17 protein-coding genes and 1 pseudogene are annotated in these 21,379 nt (G+C 66.4%); 6 read left to right on the plus strand and 12 right to left on the minus strand.

The window, feature by feature from the left end; all coding sequences use genetic code 11:
* Positions 1 to 2,828 (minus strand): ExeM/NucH family extracellular endonuclease (locus HMPREF3167_RS03480; protein ID WP_148132380.1); only part of this gene is annotated, 2,828 nt, incomplete at its 3' end.
* A 169-nt stretch (positions 2,829 to 2,997) separates the two neighbouring features.
* Here HMPREF3167_RS03480 and HMPREF3167_RS03485 point away from each other — a divergent pair.
* The 3 genes from HMPREF3167_RS03485 to HMPREF3167_RS03495 all read left to right on the plus strand — a co-directional run bounded on the left by HMPREF3167_RS03485 (position 2,998) and on the right by HMPREF3167_RS03495 (position 6,722).
* Positions 2,998 to 3,669 carry an NADPH-dependent F420 reductase gene (locus HMPREF3167_RS03485; RefSeq protein WP_070445533.1) on the plus strand — a complete coding sequence of 224 codons (672 nt, stop codon included), beginning with the start codon at positions 2,998 to 3,000 and terminating at the stop codon, positions 3,667 to 3,669.
* A 56-nt stretch (positions 3,670 to 3,725) separates the two neighbouring features.
* Complete coding sequence (locus tag HMPREF3167_RS03490; RefSeq protein ID WP_070445536.1) at positions 3,726 to 5,834, plus strand: alpha/beta hydrolase family protein; 2,109 nt, start codon at positions 3,726 to 3,728, stop codon at positions 5,832 to 5,834.
* 123 nt (positions 5,835 to 5,957) lie between these two features.
* Positions 5,958 to 6,722, plus strand: a complete 765-nt coding sequence (locus tag HMPREF3167_RS03495; protein WP_062614111.1) for a glycerophosphoryl diester phosphodiesterase — start codon at positions 5,958 to 5,960, stop codon at positions 6,720 to 6,722.
* A gap of 138 nt (positions 6,723 to 6,860) precedes the next feature.
* Here the strand turns inward: HMPREF3167_RS03495 and HMPREF3167_RS03500 are convergent, their stop codons facing one another.
* From HMPREF3167_RS03500 to dnaK, 5 genes are all read right to left on the minus strand, one after another.
* Entirely contained in the window at positions 6,861 to 7,622 is a 762-nt protein-coding gene (locus tag HMPREF3167_RS03500; protein ID WP_246783064.1) for an NUDIX hydrolase, read from the minus strand.
* A 12-nt stretch (positions 7,623 to 7,634) separates the two neighbouring features.
* On the minus strand, positions 7,635 to 8,153 hold the full coding sequence (locus HMPREF3167_RS10125; RefSeq protein WP_062614068.1) for a heat shock protein transcriptional repressor HspR: 519 nt from the start codon (positions 8,151 to 8,153) through the stop codon (positions 7,635 to 7,637).
* A gap of 48 nt (positions 8,154 to 8,201) precedes the next feature.
* Positions 8,202 to 9,188: a DnaJ C-terminal domain-containing protein gene (locus tag HMPREF3167_RS03510; RefSeq protein WP_068538556.1), complete on the minus strand. Its 987-nt coding sequence runs from the start codon at positions 9,186 to 9,188 to the stop codon at positions 8,202 to 8,204.
* A gap of 35 nt (positions 9,189 to 9,223) precedes the next feature.
* Entirely contained in the window at positions 9,224 to 9,832 is a 609-nt protein-coding gene (locus tag HMPREF3167_RS03515) for a nucleotide exchange factor GrpE (protein WP_168160822.1), read from the minus strand.
* A gap of 69 nt (positions 9,833 to 9,901) precedes the next feature.
* Positions 9,902 to 11,773 carry a molecular chaperone DnaK gene (gene dnaK / locus HMPREF3167_RS03520; RefSeq protein ID WP_062614071.1) on the minus strand — a complete coding sequence of 624 codons (1,872 nt, stop codon included), beginning with the start codon at positions 11,771 to 11,773 and terminating at the stop codon, positions 9,902 to 9,904.
* Positions 11,774 to 12,152: 379 nt separating this feature from the next.
* Here dnaK and HMPREF3167_RS03525 point away from each other — a divergent pair, with 379 nt between their 5' ends.
* Positions 12,153 to 13,244, plus strand: coding sequence for a quinone-dependent dihydroorotate dehydrogenase (locus tag HMPREF3167_RS03525; RefSeq protein WP_210382959.1), 1,092 nt, complete (start codon positions 12,153 to 12,155; stop codon positions 13,242 to 13,244).
* Between the two features lie 170 nt (positions 13,245 to 13,414).
* On the opposite strand, the gene pyrE is transcribed toward HMPREF3167_RS03525, so the two are convergent.
* The 6 genes from pyrE to HMPREF3167_RS03555 all read right to left on the minus strand — a co-directional run bounded on the left by pyrE (position 13,415) and on the right by HMPREF3167_RS03555 (position 18,518).
* Positions 13,415 to 13,984 (minus strand): orotate phosphoribosyltransferase, encoded by a 570-nt coding sequence (gene pyrE, locus HMPREF3167_RS03530; RefSeq protein WP_062614072.1) that lies wholly within the window; start codon positions 13,982 to 13,984, stop codon positions 13,415 to 13,417.
* Positions 13,974 to 14,720 carry an orotidine-5'-phosphate decarboxylase gene (gene pyrF / locus HMPREF3167_RS03535; RefSeq protein ID WP_244899231.1) on the minus strand — a complete coding sequence of 249 codons (747 nt, stop codon included), beginning with the start codon at positions 14,718 to 14,720 and terminating at the stop codon, positions 13,974 to 13,976. Before pyrF ends, pyrE begins: the two co-directional genes overlap by 11 nt.
* Positions 14,721 to 14,725: 5 nt before the next feature.
* Positions 14,726 to 16,093: a dihydroorotase gene (locus HMPREF3167_RS03540; protein WP_068538553.1), complete on the minus strand. Its 1,368-nt coding sequence runs from the start codon at positions 16,091 to 16,093 to the stop codon at positions 14,726 to 14,728.
* Positions 16,086 to 17,063: an aspartate carbamoyltransferase catalytic subunit gene (locus HMPREF3167_RS03545; RefSeq protein WP_201783176.1), complete on the minus strand. Its 978-nt coding sequence runs from the start codon at positions 17,061 to 17,063 to the stop codon at positions 16,086 to 16,088. The genes HMPREF3167_RS03540 and HMPREF3167_RS03545 overlap by 8 nt, the downstream gene beginning before the upstream one ends.
* On the minus strand, positions 17,060 to 17,632 hold the full coding sequence (pyrR, locus tag HMPREF3167_RS03550; RefSeq protein ID WP_062614075.1) for a bifunctional pyr operon transcriptional regulator/uracil phosphoribosyltransferase PyrR: 573 nt from the start codon (positions 17,630 to 17,632) through the stop codon (positions 17,060 to 17,062). Before pyrR ends, HMPREF3167_RS03545 begins: the two co-directional genes overlap by 4 nt.
* 214 nt (positions 17,633 to 17,846) lie before the next feature.
* The gene (locus tag HMPREF3167_RS03555) at positions 17,847 to 18,518 is read right to left on the minus strand and encodes a TetR/AcrR family transcriptional regulator (protein WP_070445545.1); all 672 of its coding nucleotides are present in this window, start codon (positions 18,516 to 18,518) and stop codon (positions 17,847 to 17,849) included.
* 283 nt (positions 18,519 to 18,801) lie between these two features.
* Between HMPREF3167_RS03555 and HMPREF3167_RS03560 the strand changes: the two are divergent.
* Both HMPREF3167_RS03560 and HMPREF3167_RS09385 read left to right on the plus strand, forming a co-directional pair.
* Positions 18,802 to 21,204, plus strand: a pseudogene (locus HMPREF3167_RS03560) (molybdopterin-dependent oxidoreductase); the annotation flags it as partial.
* A gap of 17 nt (positions 21,205 to 21,221) precedes the next feature.
* Positions 21,222 to 21,379: 4Fe-4S binding protein (locus HMPREF3167_RS09385; RefSeq protein ID WP_168160563.1), on the plus strand; the 158-nt coding region annotated here is incomplete at its 3' end.

Genomic DNA, 21,379 nt, shown 5'->3' on the forward strand with positions numbered 1-21,379 from the left:
CGCGACGGCGTAACCGGACGATCCATCACCACGCACTGCCCAGGCTCAGGCTCCGGCTCGGGATCAGGTCCGGGCTCCGGCGCCTTCACCGTGAAGTCCCACGACTTTTCCGCATCCGCGGCCAGCTCAAAGCCCTCCGCGGGCTCGGCCGTCACCGTCACAGTCTGGCCAGGCTTCACCTCAACAGTTCCGGTGACCTCCCGATCGCCGACCTTGTAAACCACACCCTCAACGGTCGGGATCGTGACCATACCGGCGCCATCCATAGTCGGCGCCTTCGGGGTTACCGGCGCCTCGGGCTCGACATTCTCAAGAACCTTGAGGCTGATCTTGATCGGGTCGTGATCCGACGAGCGGAACGCCGTGGTGTCGTAGAGCTCCTTGTACTTGACGTTGTAGTTGTAGCGCGAGTACTCAAAGGCGAGCGGCTCGTCCGCGTTGATGTCCCAGATGTCGCCGCCGACCACAAGGTCAAGAGCCATCTGGTTCGCCAGCACGTGATCGAGCGAGCCCTGGTAAGCCGAGAACTGGTAGGTCTGCTTCTCCGGAGCGAACTTAGGAGCAAGATCGGTGTAACCCTTATCGGCCATCGCAAGGATCGGATCCTCAGCCGAGTAGGCGTTGAAGTCTCCGAGCAGGAAGATCGGCTTGCCAGCGAACTCCTTCTCCACCCACGCAAGTAGGGCCTGGGCCTGCTTCACGCGCAACTTGTTGTTGTTGCCCTGGTAGACATCGGTATCGGACTTATCCGAGAGGCTGCCCTTCGACTTGAAGTGGTTCGCGACAGCCACGAAAGACTTGCCCGATGTCTTGCCATTGGCATCGAGAGCCTGGAACTCCTGCGCGAGCGGCTCACGGGCCTTACCGGTGAAGTCCGCGCTCCCGATCAGGATCTTGGACGCGCCCACCGGCTCAACCTTCGCAGGCTGGTAGATGAACGCCAGACGGATTGCGTCCTCGCTAGCCGGAACCTGCTCCGGCGACTTCACGGCCGCCCACTTATCCGTACCTGCGCCCTTGTTCAACTCGGCAACCAGGGTATCGAGCGCGGCGTCGCGATCCTTGTTGAACTTCTTGGAATTCTCAATCTCCTCGAGGCCAACCACGCTCGCGTCGAGCTGGTTGATCGCGGTGACAATCTTGTCCTGCTGGCGCTTGAGGTTCACGGCATCGGCCGCGCCGCGGGCATCACAGCCGTTAGCGGTAATGAGATTGCCCGCGCGATCCTGGTAACCCTTGCAGTTCAGCTGGTCGCCCGTGGTGATGAAGTAGTTCAGCACGTTGAAGGTGGCCAGCGACACGTCGCCCAGGTTCTCCGGCGCAGAGGGCCGTTCGTTGTTGGAGAAGGACACCCAGTTGACCGAGTTGTCCTTGAAGCTATCCTCCGCACCCTCAACGTTGACCGGCTCGGTGGGCTGAATCTTCCAGGTGTTGTCGCGGTAATCGATGATCATCGGCTGCAGGAAGTTCACCTGCGCGCCGGCGCGTGCCGGGTTCTTCACATCGAGGTACGCCACCGGGATGCGGTGGTTCGCGTACTTGAAGTTAACCAGATCGAAGGAGATGCCGTCGTCGAGGTTGATCAGCTTAGACTCATTGTCCTCATTGAGAGCAGCGATCTCAGTCGGGTTCTTCGCCGGGTTGTATAGATCCGAGGGCTGACGCAGAGGTTTATCCCCCGGGGTCAGGCCGAGCTCGCCCCAACGCGCCGTGAAGATCGTCTTGTTCTTGCTCGTATTGTTCTGCAGGTAGTTGTTCGTGATCGTCATCGGGGCCTTGATATCAACCAGCATGCCCTCGTACTTCTCACGAGCCTCATTCCCCACAGGGAACTCGTTCAGCACCACCGGCTTCGTATCCACGACGCCGTCCTTCGCCATCTTCTCCACGGCGGTGAGGTCCTTGAGCTGCGTCAGACCATAGTACTCGGCGGCCGTGCCCGTCACGCGCACGAAGTCGCCCTTGGCCAGGGTCTTGGAGAACTTCAAGCCGGCGTCGAACACGAAAATACCGTGCGAGGCGTTGCCGTCATGGGTGCCACCCGTACCCTGCGTCTGCATGTAGAAGCCACTGAAGCCGCCCGTGGTGTAGAGCGCCGTAACGACGCCCTCCGTGGTCACGGTCTTACCCTCCAGCGGGGTCTTGTCACCCGTGCCCTGGATGTCCGCAATCGCTACGACGTTGCCAGGTTGTGGCTCAGGCTGCGGATCCGGGTCGGGTTCAGGATCCGGGTCCGGATCAGGATCGAGCGCGCCCGAGCCGTTCATAGTGTGCTTGCCCAGGTCGGAGATGTCGTCAATCCCCTTCGCGTTCCATTCGACGGTCACGTCGAAGGCGTCGTTCGGGTTCGTGTCTCCAGCAGTCACATTCGGCTTGCGGATCAGAGTCTTGTTCTCGCCGAACTTCGCGGTGTCACCAATCTGGCCGAGCGAGTCGACCACCTGGTCGCCCTTCTTGAGCACGAGCACGTCATCGCCGTTGAAGTTAGTGACGCTGCTCGTCAGCACGGCCATCGAGCCATGGATCTTGGCCTGCGAGTTGGCGAGGATGAACGTGGCACCCGGCGCAAGCGTGGAGGACAGCGCTTGCGGGTTCTTCGTGGTGGTGGCACCGTTCGTGTACAGCTCCATGGTGTACTGGCTGAGGTCAATCTCGGCATCCGTGCCGTTGTACAGCTCGATGTACTTGTTGTTGCTTGACCCCTCAACATATTCACTGATGATGAGGTCGGTCGCGCCCGTGGAGTCCGCCTGCGCTGGCAGCGTGGCCAGCGGCAGGGCAAGCACAGTAGCGGCGAGGGCCGCGACTAGAGTGTTTCTGCGTTTCACAGTTTTCCCTTCGTGTGATGTTCAAACGTAATTGCACGCCTTAATCGCAACAATACTTGCCGGGTCCGACAAAAAAGTGTCCGCTTGGTTAACATCCTTGTTCACCTTGGCGTCTAACAACCATACATCCTCACACACGAACTATAAGATGGAATAAGGGAGGACTTTTATGGAAGAATTCCGGCGCGGCGCCATCATCATTGGTGCAGGTCTCATGGGTATTTCGCTCGCTGAGCGTTTTTTCGAAATCGGCACGACGCCGTGGGTCGCCGCGCGTCGTCCGGCCACCGAGCTCGCCGCCACGCTGGGGGCGCAGGCCCGCGCGATCGACGTCGTTGACATCAAAAATCTTCCCGCCAAGGCGCCCATTTTCCTCGCCGTGCCACTGTCCGCACTGGAGACGATCCCGGCCGAGGCGCTGGACGGGAGGCTGGCGATCGACGTCGGGAACTATTGGCCGCGCCTCGACGCCGCGAGCCGGTTTGCGCGCGAGCCGCGGGCGTCGAGCCTGATCACGCAGGAGTTATTCCCCGCCGCGCGCGTGGTCAAGACGCTCAACCACCTAGCGTATTCGGACCTCGCCTTCGACGCGCGCCCTCACTCCACCGGCTACCGCCGCGGGCAGTGTGTTGCCGCCGACGACGTCGAAGCCCGGCTTGCGGCCGCACGGATCGTTGACGCGCTGGGATTTGCGCCGGTAGACGCCGGGCCGTTGGCGAACGGGCGGCTGTTTGGGCCGGGCACGCAGATTTTCAACGGCGGATGGCGAACGGCCGAGCAACTAGCGCGCATTGTGCGCAGGCTCGGGGACTACCCGGCCGAACCGTTTGCCTTGGATTAGTGCGGGAAAAGGGGGGCGGCAGAAAAAGTGTCGGAGGGGCGTTTTAGGATGAGGGCATGACGATTTTTGATTCGATGGAACAGTTCATTGCGCAGCCTCGCGTGACCTCGCTTGCCACGCGGCACGGGCGCACGGTCGCCACCGTGGCGCGGCTGGCGAAAAAGAAGGATAAGTATGTCTCCACGCTGGTGGAGATCACGGGCGGCGCGCCGCGCACGCTCACCCGCTCGGTCAAGGGCGAGGGCCTGATGGCGATCGGCGAGCGCGGGGAGGTGTACTTCACCTCCGGCCGGGATGATGATCGCGGCGAAGGCGAATCGAACGCGCTGTGGATGCTACCGCCAAGCGGCGAGGCGCGGGTGGTGCTGCGCACGCCCGGCTCGATCGGCTCGGTGACGGCCGAGGGCGGCAAGCTGCTGCTGACGGTCAACGTGTTCCCGGGGCACTCGCTGGAGGAGGATGCGAAGCTCGTGGCCGAGCGCAAGGAACGCGGGGTCAGCGCCATCCTCCATGAGGCCTTCCCCGTGCGATTCTGGGATCACGACCTCGGGCCGGCCTACCCCCAGCTGTTCGTGGCGGACGCGCCGGAGCTGGAGGACTTCTCGGTGGAGGGCCCGGAGGGCGGCGTGCCGGATGGCGCCGCGGCTGAGGGTGTGTCCGGAGATCACGGTGCGAGTGGTGAACACGGCGCGGCTGGTGAGGCCGGAGACGCGGCCGGTGGCGAGTCGAAGCTGCCCACCTCGGAGGTGAAGCTTCGGCACGTACCCACGCCGGCGGGCCGGCTGGCGGGCGTGGCGTTCTCGCCTGATGGTGCGCGGGCGCTGGTAACGATCAGTCAGACGGTGAAGGATTCCACCGAGCAGGTCTTCTCGGTGTGGGAGGTGGAGCTGGCCTCGGGTGAGGCGCGGGAGGTGGCGATTGCCCCGCGCGAGCGGGAGGACGTGCCCGATTACCGCTCCTATTCGGCGGGCAGCTACTCGCCGGAGGGGACGCGGGCCGTGGTTTTCGTGGAGTCGGGAAACGTGGACGGTCAGCCGTTGCAATCCTGGGCAGAGGTCTGGGACCGGGGCAGCGGCCAGCGCACCCGGGTTGAGTTCGGCGACTGGCCGAGCGAGGTGGCGTGGCTGAGCGAGTCCGCCTTCGTGCTCGGCGCCCCGCGCAGGGGCCGGCAGTCGTTGTACGTGGTGGATCTGGAGAAGGGCACGGCCTCGCTCCTGACGCATGACGACTTCGCGTACACGAACGTGGGCGTGCGGGAGGGCACGATCTACGCGCTGCGTTCGGCGATCAACCAGCCGCCCTGCCCGGTTAGCGTGGCACTCGACAGCACGGTTAAGGAGCTCGCGCCGCTGACGCCGGCGGTCCAGGCGCCGGGCCGGCTCGATGAGGTGACGGCCCACGGCGAGGACGGCACGGAAGTGCGCGCCTGGCTCTGGTTGCCGGAGGGCGCCAGTGCGGAGGCGCCGGCTCCCCTGCTCGTCTTCGTGCATGGTGGCCCATGGGGCACGTGGAATGACTGGACGTGGCGCTGGAACCCGGGCCCATTCGCGGCGAAGGGCTACGCGGTGCTCCTGCCGGACCCGGCGATTTCCACGGGGTATGGCCAGCACATGATCGACCGCGGCAACGACGCAATCGGCGACGCACCCTACACCGACATCCTCGCACTCGTGGATGCCGCCGAGGCCCGGGCGGATATCTCGGGTGAGCGCACGGCGCTACTCGGCGGCTCATACGGCGGATACATGGCCAACTGGATGGCCGGGCAGACAGGCACCCGCTTCTCTTGCATCATCAGCCACGCCTCGCTGTGGAATGTGGGCCAGATGGCCGGCACCACCGATAACGGCGGATGGTACGAGTGGATGATGCCCACACAGGAGGCGATCTACTCCCCGCACCGCTTCGCGGAGCAAATCGAGGTGCCGATGCTCGTCATCCACGGGGATCGCGACTACCGCGTGCCGATCGGGCAGAGCCACGCCCTGTGGCAGGCGCTGAACCGGGTGGCGAAGGTGCGCGGGCACAAGTTCCTCTACTTCCCGGATGAGAACCACTGGGTGCTCAAGCCTTCCAACTCGCTGGTGTGGTACCAGACCGTGATGGCGTTCGTGGATCAGCACGTGCTCGGCAAGGAGTGGCACGCACCCGAGCTGCTCGGGTAGGTCAGGCGCGACTTGTCGGCGCCGGCTCTGGCGCGGGTAGCATGCCCGGCCTGAGTTGGAGTCCCGCACGGGCACGGCTGGGGCCACTAAGATAAGAGGGGGGGAAGGAATGGGTGATTGAACGTGGAAAGGCGAATCTTCGCACACCGTGGGTTGAGCGGGCTCGCGCCCGAGAACACGATGGCGGCGTTCAAGGCGGCCGCCGATCGGGGGTTGACCTGGCTCGAGACCGATGTGGACATCCTTGGGGACGGCACGCCGATCCTCATTCATGACACAGCGCTGGATCGGACAACCAACCGCTCCGGCTCGTACTACGGGCTCGCCAAGGCCGACCTTGCCGAGGTCGACGCCGGCTCCTGGTTCTCCCCCGAGTTCGCCAGGGAGCCGATCCCCACGCTGCGCGAACTGGTCGACTTCATGAACGGCACCGGCATAAACGCCAACATCGAGCTGAAGTCGAACGAGGCCGGCGCCCAGATGAGCCACCTGCTGGTGGACAACGTGCTTGCGGAGCTCGATCGACTCGACGGCCCGAAGCTCATCATCTCGTCCTTCAACCACCTGCTGTTGCGGGAGGTCAAGACGAAGGCGCCCCACCTCTCCATCGGCGCACTGTTCGTGAGAGAGAACCTCTGGCCGGACTGGCGCTCGGTGCTCGAGCTCCTCGAGGCCGACCACATCCACCCCGACTCCCGCGGCCTCACCCGCGAGATGGTCCGCGCCTTCCGTGACGCTGGCTACGGGGTGAACGTGTGGACGGTCAACAGCCCGGCCCGCGCCAACGAACTGTTCAACTGGGGAGTCACAGGCGTGTTCTCGGACGTCCCGCACACCCTCCCCGCCGGGCAAGTTCCCCGGGCGCCCCAGGCGGCCCAGGCCAATTAAGATTTCTTGGACGCATTCGGGGCGATCTTGTCATATGCGAAGATAGGCCCAGAATCGTCCAGATATCTTTAATCGCTGGCGGGCCCAGCACCAAAGGTTGGCGGGCCCGGAACCCAGGGCCGGCGCCCAAGGCCCGCACTAGTCCCAGCCGCCGAAGCGCCGGGGCACGGCGATGCGGCGCTCGGTGTCCCACGGGCGTGACCACCCGGCCACGACCAGCAGGCCATCCAGCAGCATGGCGGTGAAGCCCCAGATCACGAGGTCGCCCACCTGGAAGGCCGCCCCGCCATACTCGCGGCCGGCCGCCGCCCGGTGCCAGCTACCGCGGTTGGCGGGGTCGGCAAGGTCGGCCACCTTCACCAGGTGGATCGCCTCCACCTCGGCAGGGCTCGCCACCGGCTCAAGCGTCAGCGCCGAGTCCCACACGCCTACCACGGGCGTTACCGAGAAAGAGGTCACGGGCAGGGAGCTCGCCGGCAGCTGGCCCCACACCTGCACGCCCTCGCCAGGGATCGCACACTCCTCCCAGGCCTCGCGCAGCGCGGCCTGCACCTCGCTCTCCCCCGGGTCCATGCTCCCGCCCGGGAAGCTCACTTGACCTGCGTGTTTGCGCATGTGGGCGGCGCGTTGAGTGAGAAGAACGGCCGGGTCGTCCGCCGCGTCGAGCAGGATGAGCACGGCCGCCCGGCGCATGCCCTTCCCGGGTAGCGGGTGCCCCGCGTCCACAATCGGATCCAGCTCAGCCGCGAGCGCCGACCGCAGCCGGCCGGCCGTCAGTATCTCGCGCCCGGCCGCACGGCCAAGTTCGCGCCCACGCGCTTGCACAATTGCGTCGCCAGGTTTGCGCCCCGGCTCACGCCCAGCCTCCCCCGGCATTCCGGCCAGCCAACCCACGGGCATCTCGCCCACGGGTTAGAACAGCCCCTGCGGGACGAGGTAGCGCGGGCGCCAGAGCACCACGTCGTTGCCGGCGACCATTCGCTCGCGCTCCATCTGCTCGCGCAGCGCCGAGCGCAGGTCTTCGAAGCGTTCGGCCATGAGCACGTCGCCGGACGGGTCCGCGGCGAACACCCTGTTCAGGCGGGAGTCGCGGCGGGTCAGCTCGTCGCGCAGCAGCTCGAGGGCGGCCCGCATCCGGGCGTTCTCCCGCTCGAGCCGCTCCCGCGCCCGCTCCGCCTTCTCCAGCCGTGCCTGCAACTCAAAAATCTTCGCGATGCCGGCCAGGCTCACGCCCTCCTCCTGGGACAGGCGCTGAATCTCGACCAGCTTCTCGACGTCGGCCAGCGAGTATCGCCGGCCCCCGCCTCGCGTGCGGTGAGCGGTGACAAGCCCCATCCGGTCATACTGGCGCACCGTCTGGGCGTGCATTCCCGCCAGCTCCGCAGCCACCGTCACCGACAAAATGGGTGCCGACTTCGATACCTTCGCCATCACTCACCTCCTTGACTCTCGGCCCGCCGACCTCCCGGCAGGCCTCCCTTAAATCCTAGCCATCTGATCGAACTCGCGCCGCGGATCGGCGTCGGCGGTCACGTCGCGGAACTGTTCCACGGCGGCCCGCGCTTCGTCCGAGAGCCGCTTCGGCACCACGACCTTCAGGCGCACGTACATGTCGCCCTTCGCCCCGTGGTGGGAGGCGAGCCCCTTCCCGCGCACGCGCATCACCTTGTCCGAGCTGGAGCCGGCCGGCACCTTGACCTTGACCTGCTTGCCCTCGAGCGTGGGCACCTCGATCGTGGCGCCCAGCGCCGCCTCATCGAACGAGACAGGCACGTTGACGTACACGTCCCGCCCGTCCAGATCGTAGACCGGGTGCGGCTCCACGGTGACCTTGACCAGCACGTCCCCGCGCTCGCCACCGTTTTGCCCCTGGCCGCCCTTGCCCTTGATGCGGATCTTTTGGCCGTTCGCGATCCCCGCGGGGATCTTCGCGGTCACCTTCTCCCCGCCGCTCGTCACGGTGACGGTGGTGCCGTCTACCGCATGACGTAACGGGATCGAAATCGACGTCTCCACGTCGGCGCCACGCTCCGGGCGGCGTCGTGAACCGAAGAACCCGAAGCCTCCCTGGCCGTTTGCCTGCGGCGCGCCCTGGCCGAACATCTGCGACAGGATGTCCTCAAAGCCCGGATTCGCCCCATTCGCGGTGAACCGCACGTTGCCGCCGCCGAAGTTCGAAAAGATGTCCTCGAACCCGCCGGCGCCCGGTGAGAATCGCGCGCCGCCGCCGGCCATCGAACGGATCGCGTCATACTGCTTGCGGTCCTCCGCATTCGACAGCACCTGGTACGCCTCGGAGGCGGCCTTGAACTTCTCCTCCGCCGCCTTGTCGCCCGGGTTGCGATCCGGGTGGTACTTGCGTGCGTACGTGTTGTAGGCCTTCTTGATTTCGGCTTCGGTCGCGTCCTTCTTCAGCCCCAGCGCCGCGTAAAAATCCTTCGACATCCAATCCTGACTAGCTGCCATTCTTCACCTCCTTGCCTTCCGTCACTGTTCGTCTTCTACTCCGGGCTCACGACGCCGACCCGCGCCGGCCGCACAACCTTCTCGCCCTGCTTGTAGCCGGGTTGGATGATGTGGGCGACCTGCTGGACCTCCACATCCGCCGACGTGGTGTTCATCAGCGCCTCGTGATGCTCGGGGTCGAACTCGTCGCCCGGTTCGCCGTAGCGTTCGAGCCCAAAGTTCGTCTGTAGCGTCTGCTCGAGCTTGTCCACCACCGCGCCGGCGGGCCCCGTGAGGTCCCCGTGCTGGCGGGCGAGGGCGGCGTCGTCGAGCACGGACAGCAGCGTGTCGATCACCTTCGTGATCCCCGCCTCGTACTGCACGCGCGCCTCCGCCTTCGAGCGCTTGACGTACCCGTTGTATTCCTGGCCGAGGTTGTACAGGTCGGCCTTGCGGCGCGCCAGCTCCTCCTCCAGTTCGGCCACGCGCAGCAGCGCCTGGTCCAGTTCGGACAGCTCGCCAACGACGTCGGTCTGCCCGGTTGCGTCCTCGCCCGCGCCCGTGGCGGGCTGGGTGGTGTCCTGCTCGGGCGCCGCCTGATCGGGGGCCTGGGCGACGTCGTTCATCTGCTCATCGGGCTGGCCACCGAAATCCTCGTTCGTCATGCCCATTCCTTTCTCCGAATGCCTGTACGGACAAGGGGCGGCGTAACACGCCGCGCCCTTCAGCCCGCGTTAGTTCTTGGAATCCTCGTCGTCAACGATCTCGGCGTCGACCACGTCATCCTCGGCATCACGAGCCGCGTTCGCCGCATCCGTCCAGCCCTCAGCGCCGGGGGCGCCTTCCTGCTGGGCCTGGGCGTAGAGCGCCTCGCCGATCTTCTGAGCCTTCGTGTTCAGCTCCTCCTGGGCGGACTTGATCGCCTCGACGTCGTCACCCTTGAGGGCCTCCTTGACCGCCTCGGCAGCGGCGCGGACCTCGCTGGTCACGGAATCGTCGAGCTTGTCCTTGTTCTCATCGAGGAGCTTCTCGATCGAGTAGGACTGCTGCTCCGCGGAGTTGCGGACCTCGGCCTCCTCCTTGCGCTTGGCGTCCTCGGCCGCGTTCTCCTCGGCCTCCTTCACCATGCGCTCGATGTCCTCCTTCGACAGGGCCGAGCCGCCCGTGATCGTGACGGACTGTTCCTTGCCCGTGCCGCGATCCTTCGCGGAGACGTGGACAATGCCGTTCGCGTCAATATCGAAGGTGACCTCGATCTGCGGGATGCCGCGCGGGGCCGGCGCAATGCCGGACAGCTCGAACGTGCCAAGCAGCTTGTTGTCACGCGCGAAGGTGCGCTCGCCCTGGTAGACCTGGATGAGCACCGACGGCTGGTTGTCCTCAGCGGTGGAGAAGACCTCCGAACGCTTGGTGGGGATCGCCGTGTTGCGCTCGATGAGCTTGGTCATCACGCCACCCTTGGTCTCGATGCCGAGCGACAGCGGGGTGACGTCGATGAGCAGGACGTCCGTGCGGTCGCCCGTGATGACGCCGGCCTGCAGGGCAGCGCCCACGGCCACGACCTCGTCCGGATTCACGCTCTTGTTCGGCTCGCGCCCGCCCGTCAGCTCCTTGACCACCTCGGTCACGGCCGGCATACGGGTAGAACCGCCGACCATCACCACGTGATCGATCTCCGACAGCTTGATGCCCGCATCCTCGATGACCTTCTTGAACGGTGCCTTCGTGCGCTCGAGCAGATCGCGCGTCATGTCCTCAAACTTGGCGCGGGTGAGCGTCTCATCCAGGTGGATCGGGCCGTTCTCAGACATCGACAGGTACTGCAGCGAAATGTTCGTGGAGGTTGCCGACGACAGCTCCTTCTTCGCCTGCTCAGCGGCCTCCTTGAGACGCTGGACTGCCACCTTGTCCTTCGACAGGTCCACGCCGTAAGCGTTCTTCGTCTGCGACACCAGCCAGTCCACAATGCGCTGATCCCAGTCATCGCCACCGAGCTTGTTGTCGCCCGAGGTGGCGCGGACCTGGATGATCGAGAAATCGTCGTCATCCTTGCCGACCTCCAGCAGCGACACGTCGAACGTACCGCCGCCCAGGTCGAAGACGAGGATCATCTCATCTTCCTTGCCCTTCTCCAGGCCGTAGGCGAGCGCCGCCGCCGTGGGCTCATTGACAATGCGCTGGACGTTGAGGCCGGCGATCTGGCCCGCGTCCTTCGTGGCCTGACGCTGCGCGTCATTGAAGTAGGCCGGGACCGTGATAACGGCGTCCGTGACCGGCTCGCCCAAGTACGTCTCCGCATCCTTCTTCAGCTTCTGCAGGATGTAGGCCGAGATCTGCTGGGGGGTGTAGGACTTGTCGTCAATTGCGACCTTCCACGACGAATCGCCCATGTGGCGCTTGACCGACAAAACCGTGCGGTCCGGGTTAGCGACAGCCTGGCGCTTGGCGATCTCACCAACCAGCACCTCGCCCGTCTTCGAAAAACCCACCACCGACGGGGTGGTCCGCATGCCCTCCGCGTTCGCGATAACCGTGGGCTCGCCACCCTCAAGGACAGCGACCACGGAATTGGTGGTACCAAGATCAATACCAACTGCACGTGCCATGTGTAACTCCTTCTTTCGGATTCGGGCCCGCAGCCCGCAACCCCTTCTATGTTTTGTTCCGAATACAGGATAAGGCGCTCGAGAAAGTTTCGTCAATACCTGTGACTATTTCTTGAGTCACTTCCGCTCAACTTTGGGGAGCGGGGCAAGGGTGGGTTCCGACGACGCCGGAACCGTGACTTCGCGCCAACCTTGCGTCGATCCTGGAGCGGCCGGGCAGGGTGGGGCGAGGCGTGACTGGAAGGCACGGCGGCGAGTGCGCGGACGGCGTCGTCCGAAAACTGAGATCTCGCCGGCCAGGGGATGAGAAGGAGCGGGGAGCGCGGGCATTGCCGGTAAACTGAGGTGAACTGGCTGAACCACGCCGAAAGGTGCGCACATGGACTTCACACTCGACAACGCGGCGAAGATGGCGAGGGCCGCGGTGACGGCGTCGTCGGCGTTTGGCTATGAGCGGATCGCGCGGCCACTCCTGTTTCGCAAGGACCCCGAGGAGATCCATGACCTCATGATGCGGGCGCTGGGGGCGTCGGGCGGGCTGCTTGGGAGCTTCGGCGCGCAGATCTCCGCCAACCTGCCCGTGCTGCGCGTGCCGACCAAGCCCGTGCGCGCAGGCGGTGTGGAGTTCCGCCACCCCGTGCTACTCGCCGCCGGCCTGGACAAGACGGGCGAGGCGGCGCGGATGTGGTCGGCGCTCGGGGTCGCCGGCGCGGAGCTCGGCACCTTCACACCGCACCCACAGCCCGGCAACCCCGAACCGCGCATGTTCCGCATGCCACAAGACCAGGCAATCATCAACCGGATGGGCTTCAACAACCCGGGCGCAGCGGCCGGCGCCGGGCGGCTGCGCGCGTGGGGCGTGAAGCGCGGGAACTACGCGCTCGGCCTGCGGATCGGCATGAGCATCGGCAAGAACAAGACCACGCCGAACGAGGACTTCATCACCGACTACGTCGACTGCCTGCGCGAAGTGGCCGACGTGGCTGACTACGTGGCGATCAATGTCTCCAGCCCCAACACCCCCGGGCTGCGCGACCTGCAGGACCCGGCCGCACTACGCGACCTACTCCAGGCACTCAACGAGGTGCGGGCCGGCGACCGGCTGCCGCTGTGGCTCAAGATCGCCCCCGACATGGGGTGGCTCGAGATCGATGGCGTGCTAGGCGTGGCCGAGGAGATGGGCGTGGACGCGCTCATCGCCACCAACACCACCAACGCCCGGCCCGCCGGCCTACGCTCCTCCGCGGCCGCCGAGACGGGCGGACTGTCCGGCGCGCCGCTCACCCGGCGCTCCCTGCAGGTGATCCGGTACGTGGCTGAGCACTCGGGCGTCGACGTCGTGGGATCGGGCGGAATCATGACCGCCGCCGACGCAGCCGCCGCCCTCGACGCCGGCGCCAAAGCCATCCAGCTCTACACCGGGTTCATCTACCGCGGACCGGCCCTCATCAGGGAGATCGCGGCGCTCTAAGGCCGGGCGCACTGGGCCGGCGGACCGGGGCGCCGCCGGGCCGGATTTGAATTCACTGGACGATTCCGGGCCGATCTTCTTATATGAGGAGATCGGCCCGGAATCGTCCAAAATATTACAATCGTCCCGCGAAGGGACGTTTTCGGCAGGTACAACCGGGTACCGGCCGGCTACAGCCGGCGGCTGCCCGGCGAATCCAGCTCCTCGCCCGCCGCGCACAGCCCGCACTCCTCCGGCGCCCACGATTCCGTGGGTAGGGAGAGCAGCGGGTAGAAGGGCGCGGTAAACTTGCGTTCGGTCTTGCGGTCGATGAGCGCGACCACGCCCACCACCTCGGCGCCCGCCGCCTCCACGAGCGCCACGACCTCAGCCACGGACCCGCCGGTGGTGACCACGTCCTCCACCACGAGCACGCGCGCCCCGCGCGGGATCTCGAAGGAGCGCCGAAGCTGCATCGCGCCGTCCACCCGCTCGGTGAACACGAAGCGCTTGTGCAGGGCGAGCGCCACCGCGAAGCCGAACAGCATGCCGCCCACGGCCGGCGAGGCCACTATGTCGACCTCCACGTCCAGCCGCCGCACCGCCTCCTGCGCGAGCGCGGCCGTCACGTCCGGCGATTCGAGCACCCGCGCACACTGAATGTACGTGTCGGAGTGCCGTCCGCTCGTCAGCGCGAAGTGCCCGTGCCGGATCGCTTCGGTTTCGCGCACGCGCGCCAGAATCTCATCGTTAGTGAGCATTGTTCCCCCTGATATCTGCGGCGATTGCCTCAAATGCCGCCGCCGGGTCCGCGGCCTGCGTGATCGGCCTTCCGACCACCACGTGGCTCGCCCCATCCTTGACCGCCGCGCCGGGCGTAGCCACGCGCGACTGATCGCCGACGTCCGCGCCAGCCGGCCGCACCCCGGGCGTGACGATAAGCGCCTCGGGGCCGAGCACGCCGCGCAGGTCGCCCGCTTCCAGCGGTGAGCAGATGACGCCGTCCGCCCCCGCCGCATAAGAGGCTCGCGCGAGTTCGCGCACCTGGTCCGGCAGGGCCCGCCCCACGCCGATCTGTTCCAAACCGGCGGCGTCCATCGAAGTCAGCACGGTGACAGCCAGAATCTTCGTGGGGGCACCCACGCGGGTCAGGCCTTCACGGGCGGCGGCGACCATGTCGGCGCCGCCCGCGCCGTGCACGGTGAGCAGGTCCGCGCCGAGCTCCCCGAGCACGGCGCTGGCCTCGCGCACCTGGTGTGGGATGTCGTGGAGCTTGAGGTCCAGGAAAACGTGGAATCCGCGTGCCTTCAGCTCGGTCACAATGCGCGGCCCGGCCGCGTAGAACAGGGTCATGCCCACCTTGAGCCACGCCCCGCGCGGGAGCATGTCCGCGAGCGCGAGCGCCTCGCCTTCAGGCAGGTCGAGGGCCACGATGACGCGCCCGGCCGCCCCGGCCATATCCCCGTCTCCCGCAGCCCCAGCCACGCCGCCAGCCATCTCGCTCACTTGGCCACCGCCCCCTCGCGGTAGGTGAACTCCCCACGGAGCATGGTGCCCCACACCTCGCCGTGGAGCACGCGCCCCCAGAACCCGGAGTTCGCCGACTTTGAGGCCAAATGCTCCCGGTCCACCGGCGTGGTCCCTTCGGGGTCGAACACGCACAGGTTGGCTTCGGCCCCGGCTTCGATCTTTTGGGGTGCGAGCCGCAGGATCTCGCGCGGGCTCGCCACCATGAGCTCGACCACGCGGTCCCACCCGATCCGCCCGGGCTGCACGAGCCCGGTGAACACGGCCGGAAGCGAGGTCTCCAGCCCGATCATCCCGAAGGGCGCGTTTTCGAACTCGAGGTCCTTCTCATGCGCAGCATGCGGGGCATGGTCGGTGGCGATCACGTCGATCGTCCCGTCCACCACGGCCTGGGCCAGCGCCTCCGCGTCAGCGTGGGCGCGCAGCGGCGGGTTGACCTTCAGGTACGTTTCGTATTCGGTGGTGATGTCGTCCTCGGTGAGGAATAGGTGGTGCGGTGTCGCCTCGGCGGTCACATCCAGCCCGGCGGCCTTCGCCTCACGCACGACCTCCACCCCGGGCGCCGTGGAGATGTGGGCCACGTGCATGCGCCCGCCGGTCAGCCTCACCAGCTCGACGTCGCGCAAGATCTGCACCACTTCCCCTTGGGCAGGCCAGCCGGCGAGCCCCAGCCGCGTAGAGACCACGCCCTCGTTCACGACGCCGCTACCGACCACCGCATCATCCTGCGAGTGCGTGATGATCGGCCGGTCCCACACCTTGGCGTAGTCGAGCGCGAGCCGCATGAGCCCGCCGTGCTGGATGCCGTGCCCGTCGTCGGAGAAGGCGACCGCGCCGGCCTCGGCCATCTCGCCCATCTCGGCGAGCTCCTTGCCTTCGAGCCCCTTCGTCACGGCACCGATCGGGAAGATGTCCACGAGCCCGACCTCCTCGCCACGCTCGATCTGCCTCTCGATCAGCTTGCCGTTGTCCACCACCGGCGTCGTGTTCGCCATGGTCGCCACCCCGGTGAAGCCGCCGCGGGCCGCCGCGCGCGAGCCGGTGAGGATATCTTCCTTGTGCTCCTGCCCGGGCTCGCGGAAGTGCACGTGCATGTCGAACAGTCCCGGCAGCACCACCTTGCCGCGCAGGTCCACCCGCTCGACTTCCGCCCATTCGCCAACGACGCCGACCGCGTCCGCCGCGTCCGAAGCTCCCGCCGCGTCCGATCCCTCGGCGTTCGCCGGCCCGTCGACGTCGACAACAATCGCCACGATCCGGCCGTCCCGGACGTAAATGTCGGCCACGGCGTCGAGCCCCACCTGGGGGTCCACGACCCGCGCACCCTGCAGAATCTTACGCATTGACCAGCTCCTTCGCGGCGATGGGGGACAGATCCTCGGCACAGTTCGCGAGGAGAAGTTCCATGATGGCCATCCGCACGGCCACGCCCGAGTTGACCTGGTTGAGCACGCGGGCCGGGATCGAGTCGGCCACCTCCTGCGTGATTTCCACGCCGCGGTTCATAGGGCCGGGGTGCATGATGACTGTGTGTGGGGCGAGCGCGGCCAGGCGCTGCGAGTTCATACCCCAGAAGCGGGCGTATTCGCGTAACGAGGGTAGGAGTTGCAGGCTGCCGAGCCGCTCGAGCTGGATGCGCAGGAGGTAGACGACGTCGGCGCCGTAGATCGCCTCGTCCACGCTAGCGGCCACTTCCACACCGAGCACGTCGGGGCGGGCGGGCAGGAAGGCGGGCGGGCCGGCCACCACCACGCTCGCGCCGAGCCGGCCGAGCACGCGGGCGAGCGAGCCGACCACGCGCGAGTGCGCGATGTCGCCCACGATCGCCACGCGCAGACCCGCGATCCGGCCGAAGTTGGCGCGCATGGTGTGCAGGTCGAGGAGGGCCTGGGTGGGGTGTTCGTGCTTGCCGTCGCCGGCGTTGATAACCGAGCCGCGGATGTTGCGGCGCACGATTTGGGGGCTGCCGGCGGCGCGCGCCCGGATGACCACCATGTCGGTGTCCATCGCGTCGAGGGTCTGCGCGGTGTCCACCAGCGACTCCCCCTTCGCGATCGAGGACGCCGAGCCGGAGATGTTGATGACGTCCGCGCCGAGCCGCTTGCCCGCGATCTCGAAGGAGGTGCGGGTGCGAGTGGAGGGCTCCAGGAAGAGGTTGACGATCGTCTGCCCGCGCAGGCTGCCGTGCTTCTTGGTGCCCGGCCCGGAGGCGTTGGCGGCGGCGTGCAGGTCGGCGCGGTCGAGGATCGTTTCGATGTCGGCGATGGACAGGTCGTCCATCGTCATCAGGTGGCGGGTAGACAGGATACTCATCGGGAAACCTCCACAACCTCAACCGAGGTCTGCTTGTCTGTGGGTTCGATCTTGACCACGACCTTGTCGGCCGCGTGCGTGGGCACGTTCTTGCCCACGAAGTCTGCGCGGATGGGTAGTTCGCGGTGCCCGCGATCCACCAGGACGGCCAGCCAGATGCGCGACGGGCGGCCGGCCGAGAGCAGCGCGTCCATCGCGGCGCGCGCGGTGCGGCCCGTGTAGAGGACGTCGTCGACCAGCACCGCCTTCTTTCCCGTTAGGTCCGGGATCACAACGCCGGCACCGCGGCCCGCGTCGTCACCTTCAGCCGCTCCGGGCGCGGGGCGCGCGGGCTGGGCGCTGGCCGGGCGGGCGTCGTCACGAAAATCGGTGATATCGAGGTGGACGACCGGGACCTCCACGCCCTCGATGCGCTTGATCATGGTGGCGAGGTGGCGGGCAATGGTGTCGCCGCGGTTGATGATGCCCACCAGCACCAGGCCGTCGGTGCCGCGCGTGGATTCGAGGATTTCGTGGGCGATGCGGATGAGGGAGCGGCCGATTGCCGGCGCGTCGAGCACGGTGGTCATTCCTTCTCCTTCCCTCGCGGAAAGAGAGCGCGGTGCCGCGCGTCGCTCAGGCACGCGTTGCCGCGGTGCCGCGCCCGTACCCCTGGCAGAAAAAAGCCCCGCCAGAAGGCAGGGCAGAAGCGAGGCGTCTTGCCGGTTCTCTGACCGCCTTAAAGACTACCCACAGCCTAGCCCGCCCCGCGGCACGTGTCGAGCCGCCGCGCCGTGGCACCACTTACAGCTTGCGGCCCCGGGCGCCGGCGGCGATGTCGGAAATGGCGCGCAGGCGGCGTAGCGACACCGTGCCATCATCCTGGAAGCGCGCCAGCTGCCAGGGCGGCGCGAGAGAGAGGTAGGTGTTGACCACCACGTCCGGGCTCTCCTTCATGTCCGTGCCAAGCCACGCCACCAGCACCGTGATGAGGTTGTACACCTGCTGGGTGGTGGCCATCGCCGTCCACAGGTTCGACACGGTTTCCTCGCGCAGGTGGGAGGTGAACTCGTCCACGTAGGCGTCGAAGATGAGGGCCAGACGGCGGGTAATGTGCCCGACCACCACCGGCTGATTCGGGGCGAACAGCGCGCTCAGGAACTCCCGGTGCTCGCGCAGCTCGGTTAGCATCCGCACGTAGGTCTCCCGCCAGCGCAGGAGGTAGTTCTCGTTCGGGGTGGCAACGGCGTCGATCAGCTCGTCAAGGTAGGGCTGCAGCACGTCGACCACCATGTCCGCAACGAACTGCGCCGGCGAATCCCCGTGCTGGTAGAAGGTAGTGCGCGACACCCCGGCCTCGCGCGTTAGCTCCGCCACCGTGATGGAATCCGCCGGCTTGGTCAGGGCAAGCCGGCGCGCCGCGTCACACAGCTGCCCGCGCACGCGCACGTACCGCGGGTCGTTGTTCATCTCCATCGTGCCTCCTGGCAGGAATTATACCGACGACGACACCCTGCCGCCCCGTCCCTTCGGCCCTGCCGCCCCGGCGCAGCCGCATATTAGAAACCAAACTATCACCTATTTATTTCGGGCAAATCAGACATTGGGCCACAAAAATCCTGGTAGGCGGGTCGTCACTGTTAAACACCTGTCTTTTAGCAGATAGATTCGGAACATGACCCCGGCACCCCGGGGCGGACCGACTCGATAAGGAGAACCGGCATGACTCAGACTCTGCCCCCGAAGCTAGACGGGACGACTGGCCCGTCTCGCCGAACATTTCTCAAGTGGTCAGGCGTGGCTGCCGGAGTAGCTGGCCTCGCTGCGACCACCTCTCATCTCCCCACTCCTGCCGTGGCCGCTCAGACCGACGGCATGGAAGGCGTGGATAAGACGGTGTGGAACGCCTGCCTGGCCAACTGCCAGTCCCGCTGCCCGCTGCGCCTCCAGGTCAAGGACGGCGCCGTGGTTCGCGTGCTCGCGGACAACACGGGCTCGGACGAATTTGGCGACTTCCAGATCCGGGCGTGCGTGCGCGGTCGCAACCAGCGCGAGCGCATCTACTCCCCCGATCGCATCAAGAAGCCGATGAAGCGCGTGGGCCAGCGCGGCGAGGGCAAGTGGGAGGAGATCACGTGGGAGGAGGCCTTCGACACGATCGCCTCCGAACTCAAGCGCGTGAAGGAAACCTACGGCAACGAAGCCCTGTGGTATCACTACGGCTCCGGCTCCACCGGCGGCAACATCACGAAGCGCGGCACCTGGCCGCGCCTGCTCAACACCTACGGTGGTTACCTCGGCCAGTACGGCGACTACTCCACGGCCCAGCTCACGGCCGGCACTTTGTTCCACTATGGCGGCTGGATCCCGTCCAACTCGCTCGAGGACGTGAAGAACTCCAAGCTTCAGGTCATGTTCGCCAATAACCCGCTGGAGACCCGCATGTCGGGCGGCGGCGAGCTCGCCGTCGTGCAAAAGACGAAGTCCGAGTACGGGATCCGGACGATCATCATCGACCCGCGCTACTCAGAGACTGCGCTGGCCGTGGGCGACGAGTGGGTGCCAATCAAGCCCGGCACCGACGCCGCGCTCGTGGCCGGCATGATCCACGTGATCCTCTCCGAGAACCTCCAGGACCAGGACTTCCTCGACAAGTACTGCGTCGGCTTCGACGAGGACCACATGCCTGAGGGCATCCCGCCGCACAACTCCTACCGCTCCTACATCGAGGGCAAGGGGGCCGACGGCATCGAGAAGACCCCCGAGTGGGCGCAGGACATCACCGGCGTTCCGGCGACGACCATCCGCCGCCTCGCCCGCGAGATCGCGAACGCCAAGCCGTGCGCGATCACCCAGGGCTGGGGCCTGCAGCGCCACGCGAACGGGGAGAACGGCGCGCGCGGTCTTCACCCTCGCCGCCGTGACCGGCAACATCGGCATCCCGGGCGGCGGCAACGGCGCCCGCGAGGGCAACACCACTTTGCCCGTCAAGGCATTCCCGCTCTTCGACGGCGAAAAGCCGCCCGTGAGCACGCAGATCTCCTGCTTCAACTGGCCCGACGCCATCATGGACGGACCGTCGATGACGGCCGAAAAGGACGGCGTGCGCGGCAAGAAGAAGCTGGACGTGGGCATCAAGCTCATGGTGGTCAACGCCTCCAACGCCCTCATCAACCAGCACAACGACATCCACTACACCCAAGAGGCGTTGCGGGATGACACGAAATGCGAGTTCATCGTGGTGATTGACCACCAGTGGACCGCCAGCTGCGACTGGGGCGACATCGTCCTTCCCTCCACCACAAACTTCGAGGAGATCGACATCATCCCCGGCGCCTCGTGTGGCGACATGGGCTGGGCGATCTGGGGCGACAAGGCGATCGAGCCGCTGTACGACGCGAAGACCGGCTACGAAATGTGCACCGAGATCGCGCGCCGGCTTGGCATCGAGCAGGAGTTCACCCAGGGCCGCACCCAGGAGGAGTGGCGCCGGTGGCTCATCGATGAGACCCGCGCCAACGTGGAGGGCTTCCCCACCGAGGAGGATTGGCCCGAGGTCGGCGTCTTCCGCGCTTACTCCGGCAAGCACCGGGTGGCCATGAAGGACTTCCGCGAGGATCCCGAGGCGAACCCGCTGGAGACGGCGTCGGGCAAGATCGACATCTTCTCCGCGCCGCTGTACGAATACTCCAAGACGTGGGTCTTCGAGGGCGAGCGCGCGGGCGACCGCGTCACCGCGATCCCCGAGTACCTCGAGACGTGGGAGGGCCAGGCCGAGGCCCGTACGAACGATAAGTACCCGCTGCAGTGCATCGCTCACCACTACAAGGGCCGCACCCACTCCAGCTACGCGAACCTCGAAAAGGGTCTGGAGTTGCACCCGCAGATGCTGTGGATCAACCCCGCAGACGCGGAGGCTCGCGGCATCGCCCACGGCGACACGATCTACGTGTTCAATGACCGCGGCAAGGTCAAGACCGAGGCGCGCGTGACTCCGCGCATCGTGCCCGGCGTCGTGTCCCTGCCGCAGGGCGCGTGGTACAAGCCGAACGCCGACGGCGTCGACGAAGGCGGCTGTATCAACACGCTCATGAAGTACCACCCCTCCCCCCTCGCCAAGGGGAACCCGGGGCACACGGCGCTCGTTCAAGTTGAGAAGGCGTGATCTCGATGGGAATCATGACTGACAAGGACTCGGCAAGCTACGCCGTTGCCGGGGGTAACTACGGCTTCCACTTCGACCAGGAGCTCTGCACGGGCTGCAAGGCCTGCCAGATCGCCTGCAAGGACAAGCACGACCTGCCGATCGGCGTCAATTGGCGCCGCGTGGTGGAGTA

The organism is Trueperella sp. HMSC08B05 (assembly GCF_001808405.1).
Lineage (GTDB): Bacteria > Actinomycetota > Actinomycetes > Actinomycetales > Actinomycetaceae > Trueperella > Trueperella bernardiae.